16 protein-coding genes are annotated in these 13,684 nt (G+C 67.6%); 11 read left to right on the top strand and 5 right to left on the bottom strand.

From position 1 onward, the window contains the following. Positions 1-84: 84 nt before the first annotated feature. The 4 genes from AC1RNQ_RS20365 (at position 85) to AC1RNQ_RS20380 (ending at position 3,324) form a co-directional block, all read left to right on the top strand. On the top strand, positions 85-705 hold the full coding sequence (locus AC1RNQ_RS20365; protein ID WP_493174139.1) for an ankyrin repeat domain-containing protein: 621 nt from the start codon (positions 85-87) through the stop codon (positions 703-705). A gap of 249 nt (positions 706-954) precedes the next feature. Then, positions 955-2,238, top strand: coding sequence for a 3,4-dihydroxy-2-butanone-4-phosphate synthase (gene ribB / locus AC1RNQ_RS20370; protein WP_493174141.1), 1,284 nt, complete (start codon positions 955-957; stop codon positions 2,236-2,238). Continuing rightward, positions 2,238-2,663: a 6,7-dimethyl-8-ribityllumazine synthase gene (gene ribH / locus AC1RNQ_RS20375; protein ID WP_493174143.1), complete on the top strand. Its 426-nt coding sequence runs from the start codon at positions 2,238-2,240 to the stop codon at positions 2,661-2,663. The genes ribB and ribH overlap by 1 nt, the downstream gene beginning before the upstream one ends. Continuing rightward, entirely contained in the window at positions 2,656-3,324 is a 669-nt protein-coding gene (locus AC1RNQ_RS20380; protein ID WP_493174146.1) for a hypothetical protein, read from the top strand. Before ribH ends, AC1RNQ_RS20380 begins: the two co-directional genes overlap by 8 nt. Positions 3,325-3,375: 51 nt before the next feature. Here AC1RNQ_RS20380 and AC1RNQ_RS20385 read toward each other — a convergent pair whose 3' ends face one another. After that, entirely contained in the window at positions 3,376-4,461 is a 1,086-nt protein-coding gene (locus AC1RNQ_RS20385; RefSeq protein ID WP_493174148.1) for an alkene reductase, read from the bottom strand. A 129-nt stretch (positions 4,462-4,590) separates the two neighbouring features. Here AC1RNQ_RS20385 and AC1RNQ_RS20390 point away from each other — a divergent pair, with 129 nt between their 5' ends. The 7 genes from AC1RNQ_RS20390 to AC1RNQ_RS20420 all read left to right on the top strand — a co-directional run bounded on the left by AC1RNQ_RS20390 (position 4,591) and on the right by AC1RNQ_RS20420 (position 10,558). Continuing rightward, positions 4,591-5,493, top strand: a complete 903-nt coding sequence (locus AC1RNQ_RS20390; protein WP_493174150.1) for a DMT family transporter — start codon at positions 4,591-4,593, stop codon at positions 5,491-5,493. Between the two features lie 5 nt (positions 5,494-5,498). Further along, the gene (locus AC1RNQ_RS20395; RefSeq protein WP_493174152.1) at positions 5,499-6,164 is read left to right on the top strand and encodes a COQ9 family protein; all 666 of its coding nucleotides are present in this window, start codon (positions 5,499-5,501) and stop codon (positions 6,162-6,164) included. A gap of 90 nt (positions 6,165-6,254) precedes the next feature. Next, positions 6,255-7,277, top strand: coding sequence for a RhuM family protein (gene rhuM, locus AC1RNQ_RS20400; RefSeq protein WP_493174154.1), 1,023 nt, complete (start codon positions 6,255-6,257; stop codon positions 7,275-7,277). Between the two features lie 66 nt (positions 7,278-7,343). After that, complete coding sequence (locus AC1RNQ_RS20405; protein ID WP_493174156.1) at positions 7,344-7,625, top strand: FeoA family protein; 282 nt, start codon at positions 7,344-7,346, stop codon at positions 7,623-7,625. Beyond that, complete coding sequence (gene feoB, locus AC1RNQ_RS20410; RefSeq protein ID WP_493174158.1) at positions 7,622-9,484, top strand: ferrous iron transporter B; 1,863 nt, start codon at positions 7,622-7,624, stop codon at positions 9,482-9,484. The genes AC1RNQ_RS20405 and feoB overlap by 4 nt, the downstream gene beginning before the upstream one ends. Positions 9,485-9,515: 31 nt before the next feature. Further along, positions 9,516-10,073, top strand: coding sequence for a single-stranded DNA-binding protein (ssb, locus tag AC1RNQ_RS20415; protein WP_493174160.1), 558 nt, complete (start codon positions 9,516-9,518; stop codon positions 10,071-10,073). Positions 10,074-10,087: 14 nt separating this feature from the next. Further along, positions 10,088-10,558, top strand: a complete 471-nt coding sequence (locus AC1RNQ_RS20420) for an MmcB family DNA repair protein (protein WP_493174162.1) — start codon at positions 10,088-10,090, stop codon at positions 10,556-10,558. Positions 10,559-10,848: 290 nt separating this feature from the next. Here AC1RNQ_RS20420 and AC1RNQ_RS20425 read toward each other — a convergent pair whose 3' ends face one another. The 4 genes from AC1RNQ_RS20425 to AC1RNQ_RS20440 all read right to left on the bottom strand — a co-directional run bounded on the left by AC1RNQ_RS20425 (position 10,849) and on the right by AC1RNQ_RS20440 (position 13,683). Beyond that, complete coding sequence (locus AC1RNQ_RS20425; protein WP_493174164.1) at positions 10,849-11,463, bottom strand: riboflavin synthase; 615 nt, start codon at positions 11,461-11,463, stop codon at positions 10,849-10,851. Positions 11,464-11,469: 6 nt separating this feature from the next. Further along, positions 11,470-12,414: a bifunctional diaminohydroxyphosphoribosylaminopyrimidine deaminase/5-amino-6-(5-phosphoribosylamino)uracil reductase RibD gene (gene ribD, locus AC1RNQ_RS20430; RefSeq protein WP_493174222.1), complete on the bottom strand. Its 945-nt coding sequence runs from the start codon at positions 12,412-12,414 to the stop codon at positions 11,470-11,472. A gap of 33 nt (positions 12,415-12,447) precedes the next feature. Next, entirely contained in the window at positions 12,448-12,948 is a 501-nt protein-coding gene (locus AC1RNQ_RS20435; protein WP_493174166.1) for a hypothetical protein, read from the bottom strand. 279 nt (positions 12,949-13,227) lie between these two features. Then, entirely contained in the window at positions 13,228-13,683 is a 456-nt protein-coding gene (locus tag AC1RNQ_RS20440; protein ID WP_493174168.1) for an acyl-CoA thioesterase, read from the bottom strand. Between the last annotated feature and the right edge of the window lies 1 nt (position 13,684).

Here is a 13,684-nt window from a genome sequence, read left to right on the forward strand (position 1 = left end):
GCTGGGCTAGGCGCCGAAAATCAACCTTTGTCGTCGTCCCCGCCAAAAGGGACGCGCGGCCGTTTCAACAGGGTCCCGCTGGTCATGCTCCGTCGCACCGCCTTTCGCCTCGCCTCGCTGTCGCTGGTCGCCAGCATCGCCGCGCTCGCCCTCGCCCCCGCGGCACAGGCGCAGTTCCGCGGCGGCTACGCCTTCCTGCAGGCGGTCGACGACCGCGACGGGACCAAAGCGACCGACGCGCTGAAGGGGGATCCGGCGCTGGTCAACACGCGCAACCCCGACACGGGCGAGACCGCGCTGATCCTCGTCACCAAACGCCGCGACACGGTCTGGCTGCGCTTCCTGCTCGACAAGGGCGGCGATCCGTCGATCGGCGACCGCCAGGGGATGACCCCGCTGATGCACGCCGCGCTGCTCAACACCGCCGACGCCGCCGAGGAACTGCTCGGCAAGAAGGCGCCGGTCGACCAGGCGAACCGGCGCGGCGAGACCGCGCTGATCCTGGCGGTGCAGGCCAAGAACAGCGCGATGGTGCGCCTGCTGGTCCGCCGCGGCGCCAATCCCGACAAGGCCGACCATATCGCGGGCATGTCGGCGCGCGACTATGCCAGGCGCGACGACCGCAGCGGGCAGCTGCTCGCGATGCTCGACACCAAGGCCGATGCGCCGGTACGCGATTTGGGGACGACCTTCGGGCCGAAATGATTCTTTCGGCCTTGCGCGAGAGGATTCGCGCAGAGGCGCAGAGATCGCAGAGAGATTTTTAGGCGAAGCGGCGACGACCGCGATCGGGCGTTAGTTGCCGTTTCCAAGCCCCTCCTCTTCAGAGGAGGGGTTTTAGCTACTCCTCGCCCCAAGCCGCCGCTCTGCGATCGCTGCGCCTCTGCGCGAAAACCGCCGTCGCAATGTGATTTCAATATTGACAATCACATTGCGGTGTGAAAACTGCGCAGCATGTCTACTTTACTCATCGAGCGCATCCGCGCCATCGTCGACGACGGCGCCATGTCCCGTTCGGGGCTCGCGCGCGCCGCCGGTCTCCACGCCAACAGCCTGCGCGACCTCGAGTCGCCCGGCTGGAACCCCACCGCCGACACGCTGCGCAAGCTCGAGAATTGGCTCGCGCACGGCAGCGACCTGTCGCCGATGGCCAGCCCCGAGGAAATCATCGCCGAGGCGCGCAACGGCCGGATGTTCATCCTCGTCGACGACGAGGACCGCGAGAATGAGGGCGACCTGATCATCCCGGCGCAGATGGCGACCCCCGATGCGATCAATTTCATGGCGACGCACGGCCGCGGGCTCGTCTGCCTGACGCTGACCCGCGAGCGCGTCGAGCAGCTCGGGCTCGAGCTGATGACGCGCAACAACCGCTCGCGCCACGGCACCGCCTTCACCACCTCGATCGAGGCGCGCGAGGGCATCGACACCGGCATTTCGGCCGCCGACCGCGCGCGCACCGTGTCGGTCGCGATCGACGCGTCGCAGGGGCGCGACGACATCGTCACCCCGGGCCATGTCTTTCCGCTGATCGCGGTCGACGGCGGCGTGCTGGTGCGCGCGGGCCATACCGAGGCGGCGGTCGACATCAGCCGGCTCGCGGGGCTCAACCCCTCGGGGGTGATCTGCGAGGTGATGAACGACGACGGGACGATGGCGCGCCTCGACGACCTCATCCCCTTCGCGCGGCGCCACGGGATGAAGATCGGCACGATCGCCGACCTGATCGCCTATCGCAGCCGCACCGACCGGCTGGTCGAATGCGTCGCCGACGAACCCTTCGAATCGGACTATGGCGGCGACTGGCGCCTCAAATCCTATCGCAACAAGACCGACGGCAGCGTCAATCTGGTGCTGCAGAAGGGCATGGTCGACCCCGGCGGGGTGACGCTGGTGCGCATGCACCCGGTGTCGCTGTTCGACGACCTGATGGGGCGTCCGGGCGCCAAGAAGCGCCGCCTGCAGCGCTCGATGGACGCGATCGGCGAGGCCGGATCGGGGATCATCGTGCTGCTGATGCGGCCGCTGCCCGGATCGGCCGACGCCGATTCGACACCGCCGCCGCCGCCGTCGGGCGGCATGGACCTGCGCACTTACGGTATCGGCGCGCAGATCCTCGTCGACCTCGGCGTCCATGCGATGGAGCTCCTGACCCCGTCGCACCACAATCTCGTCGGGCTCGAAGGCTATGGCCTGTCGGTCGTCGGCGAACGCTCGATCCCGGGGGAGGCCGAATAATGGCGCATGTGCTGATCGTCGAAGCGCGCTTCTACAGCCATCTCAACGACATGCTGCTCGATGGCGTGCGCTCGGCGCTCGAGGCCGAGGGGCACAGCCACGAGACGGTGACCGTCCCGGGCGCGCTCGAAGTGCCCGCGGCGATCTCGCTCGCCGCCGACAGCGGGCGCTACGACGCGTTCGTCGCGCTCGGCGCCGTGATCCGCGGCGAAACCTATCATTTCGAGGTGGTGTCGAACGAAAGCGCGCGCGGCATCATGGCGTTGACGCTCGACGGGCTCGCGATCGGCAACGGCATATTGACCGTCGAGAATGAAGAGCAAGCGCTTGCGCGCGCCGACAAGACGCGCAAGGATAAGGGCGGCGAAGCGGCGAAGGCCGCGCTCGCCATGCTGGCCCTGAAGGAACAATTCGGCATTGGTTGATCGCCCGCCTCCCAGCCGATATTCCGTCGTCGAACGCGGCGGGCGGCTGGTGGTGATCGACAAGACGACCGGCCAGACCCCGCTGAGCGCCGCCGAGCGCATGGACCAGCACGATCGCGCGCTGGGCGTCGAGCCGATCCGCCCCGAGCGGACCAGCGCCGCGCCCGACACCTCCGCCGCAGCGCGCGCCGAATCGGGGCTGAGCGCCCGCCCGGCACCGGCGCAGCCTGCCCCGGCGGCGACACCCGCGGCCGCCGAGAGCGGCCGGGGCCGCATGGCCGCCGCAATCGCCGAACGCAACAAAAGGCCGTGGACGCAGCCGTCGACCGACCGGCCCGGCCTGCAAGCCAATCGCCCGGCATCACCGACGCCGAGCCGCCCGGCGCCGCGCGCCGGCGCCGCGCGCAAGACGATCGTCACCGCCAAATGGTGGGACAGCAAGGGGCCGCGCACGATCGAGCTCGGCGCCAAGGGCCAGGCCGCGCTGAGCGGCGGCTTCGTCACCATCTTCATCGCGGCGCTGATCGCGGCGATCGTCGTGCTGACGATCGAACCGCTGATCCTGTTCGCCGCGGCCTTCCTGCTCTTCCGCTTCGGCGGCAGCGTGATCGGCCCGATCGGCGCGGGGATCGTCGACAAGGCGCTGGCCGAGCGCGATTAGCGAAAAAGGATCCTCCCCAACGCGAAACGTTGGGGAGGATCGGAAGGACCTTTACGCCACCTGCAGCGCCGGATAGTCGGTGTAACCCTCGGGGCCCGGCGCATACCAGGTCTGCGGATTGTCGGCCGACCACTCGGCGCCGGTGCGGATCCGCTCGACCAGGTCGGGGTTGCCGATGAACGGGCGGCCGAAAGCGATCGCGTCGGCGCGCCCGCTGGCCAGCGCTTCCTCGGCGAGCGCGACATCGTAATCGCTGTTGAGGATCAGCGGACCCTTGAACGCGGCGCGGATCGCCGGCGACTGTTTGGGCACGTCGGTCTTGCCGAAGGTGCCGTCGGGGCCGGGTTCGCGCAGCTCGAGGAAGCCGATGCCGAGCGCGTCGAGCGCCGCGGCGGCGGCGGTGAACAGGGGTTCGGGATTGCTGTCGTCGACGCCCTGCGAATTGCCGTTGGGCGACAGGCGCACCGATACGCGGTCCTTGCCCCACACGGCGATCAGCGCTTCGGTGACTTCGCGCAGCAGGCGGATGCGGTTCTCGACCGGCCCGCCATAATCGTCGCCGCGCAGGTTCGCATTGTCACGCAGGAACTGGTCGATCAGATAGCCGTTGGCGCCGTGGAGCTGCACGCCATCGAAACCAGCCTTTTTGGCATTTTCGGCGGCGTGCGCATAATCGGCGATCAGGCGGGGAATTTCGCCGAGCTCGAGCGGGCGCGCGACCTCGAGGTCCTTGCGGCCCACCGGCGTATGCGCGCGGCCCTCGCCCTGCGTCGCCGAGGCCGAGACCGGCGGCTTGCCGTCGTTGAACACCGAATGGACCAGGCGGCCCATGTGCCACAGCTGCGCGACGATGCGCCCGCCGGCCGCGTGCACCGCCTCGGTCACCGGCTTCCAGCCTTCGACCTGCGCATCGGTCCACAGGCCCGGCGCGCTCGGCCAGCCGAGGCCTTCCTGCGAGATCCCCGTCGCTTCGGAAATGATCAGCCCGGCGGAAGCGCGCTGGCGATAATAGTCGCGCGCCAGCTCGTTCGGCACGAAGCCCGGGCCGGCGCGGCCGCGCGTCAGCGGCGCCATGATGATGCGGTTCGGCGCCGCGATGGCGCCCAGCTGGATGGGATCGAAAAGCGATGCGGGCATGATATTCTCCTCGTCTTCTTTTTTAAAGCGACGCCCCCCGGGGTCGCCGCTATGGGCTGCGAAGCTATGGACAGCGATGCCCCGGCGCAAGCATGGGTAGCAAAAGAAAATCTAACGGCAGGACAAGCGGTGACTGAGGGCAGGGACCCTAGCGACAGCGCAGCGACACCGCCCGGACGCTGGGCCTTTGCCGCGCTGCTCGCGGGCAATATGGCGCTGTCGATCGGCGCGATGCTCGTCCGCCTCGCCGATACCGGGCCGACCGCCTCGGCCTTCTGGCGCATGACCTTGGCGGCCCCCGTGCTGATCGTCCTCGCCTGGCGCGAGACCGGCGGGCGGCTGCCGCCGCGCCCCGCGGTGCTGATCGCCGCCGCCGCGGGCATCTTCTTCGCCTTCGACCTTGCCGCCTGGCACATCGGCATCCTCAAGACCAAGGTCGCCAATTCGACCTTGTTCGGCAATTGCGCCAGCCTGCTGCTGGTGATCTGGGGTATTTTCCTGACCCGCACGCTGCCGCGCGGATGGCAGGCGCTGGCGATCACCCTCGCCTTCGCGGGATCGGCGCTCTTGATGGGGCAAAGCTATGAACTGTCGCCCGACTATCTGGCCGGCGACCTGCTCAGCCTGCTCGCGGGCATCCTCTACACCGGCTATGTCATCCTGATGCAGCGCGTGCGCGGCACGATCGGCGCCTGGTCGGCGCTCGCCATCGCCTCGCTCGTCTGCCCGCCGATCCTGCTGACAACGGCGTTTGCGCTCGGCGAGGTCGTGATGCCGCATAACTGGACCCCGCTGATCCTGCTCGCGCTGACCAGCCAGATCGCCGGGCAGGGGTTGATGATCTGGTCGCTGCCGCGTTTCAGCCCGCTGGTGATCGGGCTGACGTTGCTGGTGCAGCCTGCGCTCGCCGCGCTCGCGGGCTGGCTGATGTTCGGCGAGCTGCTCGGCCCCGTCGACCTGCTCGGCGGGCTGATGGTCGGCGCGGCGCTGGTGCTGATCCGGTTGCCGAGCCGCCGCGAACAGCCTATCTGACGCCCATGGCTTCCACCCTGCCCGCCGACCCCACGCTCGCAGAGATTCGCGCCGCGCTCGCGCCGCTGATCGCCGAAAATGCCGCCTTCGACGGCTTCGGCGAGGCGGCGCTGGCCGATGCGGCGTCGCGCGCCGGCGTCGATATCGATGTCGCGCGGCTCGCCCTTCCCGGCGGCGGGCGTGACATGGTCGATGCCTGGTTCGCCGACATCGACGCCGCAATGGCGGCGCGCTGGCCCGCCGAAAAGCTCGCGACGCTCAAGATTCGCGAACGGATCACCACGCTGGTCGAGACACGGATCGACCTGCTGGCGCCGAATCGCGAAGCCTTGCGCCGCGCGCTGGCTTTGCTCGCCTTGCCGACCAATGTTCCTTTCGCCGCGAAGCTCGGCTGGCGCGCCGCCGATCTGATGTGGCGGCTCGCGGGCGATACCGCGACCGACTATAATCACTACAGCAAGCGCGCGATCCTCGGCAGCGTCTATGCCGCGACGATGGCGGTGTTCCTGAACGACGACAGCGAGGGTTGCGCCGACACGCGCGCCTTCCTCGCGCGGCGGATCGACGGGGTGATGCGCTTCGAAAGCTGGAAGCACCGCCGCGCCGCGACGAAGATCGAACGCCCCAGCCTCGCGCGCTTCGTCGGGCGATTGCGTTATCCGGGGCGCTGAGCGAGTTCAGCCAACGCCAGTCACTGCTGGCATATCGATTTACCCTCTGCTAGCCTTGTTCACTTTCTGTTCGAATCGAGGCTTCGCACCATGTCGAATCTTGAGCCGGTGCATCTGCACGAGGATGAAGCGACCGGAGATCGCTTTCTCGTCTATGGCGACGGAACGGGCCTTCACGTCGAACTGAGCTACGACGGCGACCAGCTTTGGATGACCCAGGCACAAATCGCCGAGCTCTTCGGGCGCGATGTATCCACCATCTCCAGGCACATCGCCAGCATCCTTGATGAAGGAGAACTCGACGAGAGCAATTTGCATAAAACGCAAATTGCTTCCTCGACGAAGCCGGTGGCATTCTACAGCCTCGATATGGTCATCTCGGTCGGCTACCGGGTGTCCTCGAAACAGGCGACGCTTTTTCGCAAATGGGCGACCGAAAAGCTCGTTCAATTCGCAACCAAGGGCTTCGTCATCGACGTGGCTCGGCTGAAGAACCCCCAAAATCGCGACCGCATCGCCGAGCTCAAGGAAATCATCCGCGACATTCGGTCCGACGAGGCGAATGTCTATCGTGAACTCCGCGCCATTTGCGCCATGTGCCAGGATTATGACGGCGCGTCCCCAATGTGGCGGGACTTTTACCGGAACACCCAGGCAAAGCTGATCTATGCCGTCTGCTCCAACACGCCGGCGGAGGTGCTGCGCTCGCGCGCCGATGCCGGTCAGCCCCATATGGGCCTGCAGAGCTGGCCGAACGAGAATATCCGCAAAGCCGATGTCGGCACCTCCAAAAATTATCTGGCGGCAGCCGAGGTCAAGGAACTGAACCGGCTGACAACCATCCTGCTCGACATTTTCGAGGACCAGATGGACGTTGGGCGGCTGACCTCGATGGCGCAGGCTGGCGAGCTTTTGGACGGGCAGCTATCGAATCTGGGCCGCGCGGTGCTGCGTTCGGGCGGGAGCGTGTCGATGGCGGATGCGACGCAATATGCCGAACGCGAATATGCAAAGTTCAAGACTGCGCAAAAGCAGCTGAGGCACGAGCAGGCGGATCGGGACATCGCAGCGATCAAGGCCGCCCAAAAGGACATCGGGAAAAGGCGGAGTTGATCACACCCGGCCTTCCGCCGAAAAAGATGGTGGCGCGCGCCCGTCGATATTGATAATCGCTCGCAAATGACTGCTTTGCTCGATAGCGCGCCGCTGGGCGTCGCGGTGCGGATCGCCGGGATCGACTGGACCGCCATGTCCGAGGACGAAGGCCGGCGCCTGCGCGAATTCGGCCTTATGGAGGGCGTCGAGGTCACCCCGCTCCACCGCGGCAGCATCTTCTCGCGCGATCCGCTCGCGCTGGCGGTCGGGCGCATGCGGGTGATCATCCGCGCGCGGCAGGCGGCGATGATTTCGATCGAGGCCCCCCATGCCGATTCGGGCGAGCGCGAGCCCAAACCCGCATGACGGGCGCCATTCCCTCGATCGCCCTCGTCGGCAATCCCAATGCCGGCAAATCGAGCCTGTTCAACGCGCTGACCGGCGCGCGGCAGAAGATCGCCAATTATCCGGGGGTCACCGTCGAGCGCAAGGCGGGGCATGCGAGCTTCGCCGACGGCCGCCCGATCTCGCTCGTCGACCTGCCCGGCACCTACAGCCTCAACCCCGCGAGCCTCGACGAGGCGGTGACACGCGACGTTATCCTCGGCCGGCAGGCGGGCGAAAGGCGCCCCGACGCGCTGGTCGTCGTCGTCGACGCGGCGAATCTCGACAATCATCTCTGCTTCGCGCTCGAACTGCTCGCGCTCGGCCTGCCGACCGTGATCGCGCTCAACATGCTCGACCTTGCGACCCGCGACGGGCTGACACTCGATCCCGCACGGCTGTCGCAAGAACTCGGCGTTCCCGTCGTGCCGACCGTCGCGGTGCGCAAGCGCGGGCTGACCGAACTGCTCGCCGCGATCGACGGCGCGCTGGCGACGCATAAGCCGTCAAGCCATGCGGCGCCCGCGCTGCCGAACGACGCCTCGCTGCACCAGCGCGCGCACGCGATCGCGCGCGCCGCGACGATCGACGAAACCCCCGTGCGACGCTGGACCCAACGCGTCGACACGATCGTGCTCCACCCCGTCGGCGGCCTCGTCCTGCTCGTCGCGCTGATGTTCATCATGTTCCAGGCGGTCTTTTCCTGGGCCGCGCCGCCCGCCGACATGCTGGAGGGCTGGGTCGGGGTGCTCCAGCAATGGGTCGTCGCGGCGCTGCCCGACAATTTCCTGCGCGGGCTGATCGTCGAGGGGCTGCTCGCCGGGGTCGGTGCGGTCGTCGTCTTCCTGCCGCAGATCCTGATCCTCTTCCTCTTCATCCTGCTGCTCGAGGCGTCGGGCTATATGACCCGCGCCGCCTTTCTGATGGACGGGCTGATGGGCAAGGTCGGGCTGTCGGGCCGCGGCTTCATTCCCTTGCTCTCCAGCTTCGCCTGCGCGGTCCCCGGGATCATGGCGACGCGCGCGATTCCCGACGAGAAGGACCGGCTGACGACGATCATGATCGCGCCGCTGATGACCTGTTCGGCGCGGCTGCCCGTCTATACCTTGATCATCGGCGCCTTCATCCCCGCGCAAAAGGTCGGCGGCACGCCGATCGGGCTGCAGGGGCTGGTGCTTTTCGGCCTGTTCCTCAGCGGCATCGTCGGCGCGCTGCTCGTCGCGCTCGTCCTTCGCCGCTCGGTGACCAAGGGCAATGCCGCGGGTTTCATGATGGAAATGCCGCGCTATCAATGGCCGCGCTGGAACGACATCGTCATCGCGCTGTGGCAGCGCGCGTGGATATTCCTGCGCCGCGCGGGCACGATCATCGCCGCAACGACGGTGATATTGTGGCTGCTCCTCACCTTTCCGCAGGCCCCCGCGGGGCAGAGCCAGGTCGAATATAGCGTCGGCGGCCGCATCGCGAGCGGGCTCGAGGTCGTCGTCGCGCCGATCGGCTTCAACCACGATATCGCGCTCGCGCTGATCCCCGCGATGGCGGCGCGCGAGGTTGCGGTGTCGGCGATGGCGACCGCGAACGCGATCGACGCCGGCGGCGACGAGGATGCGATGGCCGAACAGCTCGGCACCCGCATCGCCGGGCGCTGGAGCATCGCCACCGCGCTCGCCTTCCTCGCCTGGTTCGTCTTTGCGCCCCAGTGCATTTCGACGATCGCGATCACCCGGCGCGAGACCAATGGTTGGAAATGGCCCTTGTTCATGGTTGGCTATTTGTTTGCGCTCGCCTATGTCGCTGCTGGTATCACATATTGGACCGCCGTCGCCTTTGACCTCGGCTGATCCTTGCAACTTTCAAGCGGAGCGGAGCGGCATGGCTGGCAGCGTCAACAAGGTAATTTTGATCGGCAATCTGGGCGCCGATCCCGAGATCAAGTCGTTCCAGAACGGCGGCAAGATCGCCAATATCCGCATCGCGACGTCGGAAAATTGGAAGGACCGGATGACCGGCGAGCGCAAGGAGCGCACCGAATGGCATAATGTCGTGATCAACGGCGAGGGCCTCGTCGGCGTGGTCGAGCGCTATCTGAAAAAGGGCAGCAAGGTTTATATCGAAGGGTCCTTGCGCACCCGCAAGTGGCAGGACCGCGACGGCAACGACAAATATACGACCGAGGTCGTGATCGCGGGCATCGGCGGCGCACTGACGATGCTCGACGGCGCCCCGGGCGGCGGTGGCGGTGGCGGTGGTTCACGCGGCGGCGGTGACTGGGGTGGCGGTTCGGGCGGTGGTTCCGGCGACAGCTGGACCCAGGGCGGCGGCGGCGGTTCGTCGGGCGGCTCCGGTGGCGGCGGCTTCGGCGGCGGTTCGGGCGGCGGCGGCGGGCGTCCGCCGTTCGACGACGATCTGGACGACGACGTTCCGTTCTGAGCATCGGCCAAGCGATGGCAACTGACCTGCTGATCGCCGCCGATGTCGCGCGCGGCGTGTGCCGGTTGTTCGCGCAGCAGGGGCTGGTCGCGATCCCCGAGGTGCCGCTCCCCAACGGGCGGCGCACCGACCTCACCGCGATCGACGCCAGGGGCCAGATCACCATCGTCGAGATCAAGGTCAGCCGCGCCGACCTGCACGGCGACGGCAAATGGCCCGACTATTGCGACTGGTGCGACCGCTTCTACTGGGCACTCGCGGCGGGGCTCGACCCGGCGATCCTCGAAACCCCCGACTACCGCCCCGAAACCTCGGGGCTGATCGTCGCCGACCGCTATGGCGCGGCGGTGGTGCGCGAGGCGGCGAGCTGCAACCTCGCCCCCGCCCGGCGCAAGGCCGAGCTGCTGCGCATCGGCCGGCTGGCGATGCGGCGCTCGATGGTCGCGATGGATCCCGAGATCGCGGCGGGCTGGGTCGAGGGCTGATACCGCTCGCGTCGGCACCGGGAAATTATCTCACGCAAAGGCGCGAAGGCGCAAAAAGGGCAGCCGGCGCGGCGGGCCTTTCGATAATCTCACACAAAGACACAAAGAGGGCGCGCTGTTGCGCGGCCGCGGCCTGTCGCCGCAGGCGACCATGAAAAATGCGCTTCGCGCCAGTCTCTCGCTGCGGCGTTTGGGAAAGCCGCCCTCTTTGTGTCTTTGTGTGAGATTCTTCTTCTTTGCGCCTTCGCGCCTTTGCGCGAGATATTCACGTAACCGGCCTCGAAGCCCAATTAGCCCCGCGCCTGCATCCGCGCGAGGTAGCGCGCAAGGATGTCGATCTCCAGGTTCACCGGGCGCCCCTCGGCCGCCTCGTCGAGCGTCGTCATCGCCTGCGTGTGCGGGATGATGTTGAGCGTGAAATGCGCCTCGCCCGACGCGAGGTCGGCGACCTCGTTGACGGTCAGCGACACGCCGTCGACGGTGATCGAGCCCTTCGCCGCGATATGCGGCGCGAGCGCGGGCGGCGCCGCGACGGTGACCGCGATGCTGTCGCCCACGGGCGTTATCGACACGATGCGGCCGACCGCATCGACATGGCCGGTGACGATATGCCCGCCGAGTTCGTCGCCGACCTTGAGCGCGCGTTCGAGGTTGAGGCGGCGTCCCGGCTCCCACATCCCCGGCGCGGTGCACGCGATCGTCTCGGCGCTCGCGTCGATCGCGAACCAGTCGCCGTCGGCGCCCTTGCCCTTGTCGACGACGGTCAGGCACGCGCCCGAACAGGCGATCGAGGCGCCGAGGTCGATGCTGTCGGTGTCGTAGGCGGTGGCGATGACCAGCCGCGCGTCGCCGCGATCCTCGCGCGCGCGCACGGTTCCGATGTCGGTGATGATGCCGGTGAACATGGGGCTTTATCCTTCTCTGACGCGCTCGTAGACGTCGAGCCGGTCGCTGCCAAGCAGGCGGCTGCCCTCCAGCCGCCAGCGCCCGTGCGCGGCGGCGAGATCGGCGAGCCCGATATCGCCAAGCGCGGCTCTGCCCCCACCGATCAGGATCGGCGCGCGGTAGAGCAGGAGCCGGTCGACGCGGTCGGCGGCGAGGAAAGCCGACGCCGCGCCCGCGCCGCCCTCGACGAGCAAAGAATCGACGCCCTCGACCGCTTCGGGCGAGGCGACTGCCGTCCAGCCCGCGGGCGCCGCGCCGCGCGTGAGCAGCAGGCGCTGCGGGCTGCGGTCCTCGAGGCCGGGCAGGCGCACGTCGAGCGTCGGCGAATCGGCCTCATACGTGCCGCGCCCGACGAGGATGCCCGCGTGCATGGCGCGCTCGAGATGGCCATGCGCCCGCGCGCGCGCGCCGGTGATCCAGCGGCTCGCGCCGTCGGCGCGCGCGATGCAGCCGTCGAGCGAGGTCGCGAGCTTGAGCGTGACGAAGGGGCGCCCTTCGGCCTGCCGCGTCCACCACGGCGCCATCGCGGCGCGTGCTTCGGCGGGCAGCATGCCCACGACGACCTCGATCCCGGCGTCCTGCAGCCGCGCGATACCCTGCCCGTCGGTGCGCGGGTCGGGGTCCTGTGCCGCGACGACGACGCGCGTGACCCCCGCCGCGATCAGCGAATCGCAGCACGCCGGGCCGCGCGGACTGACATGCGCGCAGGGTTCGAGACTGACGAAGGCGGTGCTCGCGCACGCCGCATCGCCCGCGGCGGCGAGCGCCATCGCCTCGGCGTGCGGGCGCCCGCCCGCCTGCGTCCAGCCGCGCCCGACGACGCGCCCGTCCTTGACGAGCAGGCAGCCGACATTGGGATTGGGCGCCGAGCCGGGGCGGCCGCGCCGCGACAACGCGATCGCCGCCGCCATCCAGTCGGCATCGGCGCGGGGTCGCTGCATCGATTAGCGGGCGGTCGCGGCGGGTGCGGCTGGCGCCGGTTGCGGGCCGGGGGCCGGCTGCGGGCCGCGCGCCGCGCGCTCGGCGAGCATCGAGCGCTTCGGCGGCTCGGGTTTCTTCTTCGCCGCCGCGGCGGCATCGGCGCCGAGCGTTTCGCGCGTCAGCCTGTCGGCCTCGGCCGAATCATAGTCGACCCCCATCATGTCGGCGAGGCGCTGATATTCGGCGCGCTTTTCGGCGTTGCGCTGCGTGATCTCCCTGGCGCGCGCGACCCAGTCGGCGCGCACCTCGGCATCGCTGCGCTTTTCGCTCCAATTCTCGAAATAGACGATCTGCGCCTTGGGCTTCTCATAGGGGATCAGATATAACGACACGCCGTTGAACACGACGTAGGTCAGCGCGATCGCGACGCCCCACACCGCCCAGCGGTGCGGACGCGGTTCGCGAATATAGGCCCAGAAATCGGACAGGCCGCCGCCAAGGTCAGGGGGAGTGAACATACGCATGCCCGCAATTTAGGCGATGTCGCGCCGATTTGCGAGGGGGCAGCGATTGCGCGTTTCGACAACCGGTCGGCACCATGATTGCAAAAAATGCAATTGCAGATGCTCATTTCGCAGTTGCAACATTTTTTGTGCGCTGCAATATGAGCATGCCTTTTAGGCATCCTCTCCCAAAACTTTCACGGGCCACCTTCGGGTGGCCCTTTTTTTTTGCCCAAAAACGCGGATTTCTCGACTTTTTGAGTCGAGAAATGCGATCCGGTTCGAATCGGCCGCCGCGAATCAGTCCTGCACCGGCGTCCGCGATTCGAATCGCCGCACCTCCGCAATGAAGCTGCCCGGCAGCAGCGTCGGCTGCCCGCTGTCGCTATCGATATGCGCGTAGCTGATTTCGATATCGGTAAGCCGCTCGTTATCGCGAAAAATTCCACAATGAAGCGTGAAACTCGTGCGCCCGAAGGTGCTGATTCGCGCGGCGATGGTGATCAGCTCGTCGAGCCGCGCGGGCGCGTGATAGTCGATCTCGCAATGCGTCTCGCGAATGTCTGTACCATATTGGTGAAAATAGGGTCCGGGCTGCCCCTCGCCGAGCGCGCGGAAATATTCGGTCACCCCGATGTCGGCGTAGACGAGATAATGGGCGTTGAAGACGATATTCTGCCCGTCGATCTCGTTGAAGCGCACGCGCACCGTTTCGTGCACGCGGAAATCGCCGAGCGGAACCTGCTCCATCGCCATG

It is taken from the genome of Sphingopyxis sp. GW821-FHT12F08 (assembly GCF_058806755.1).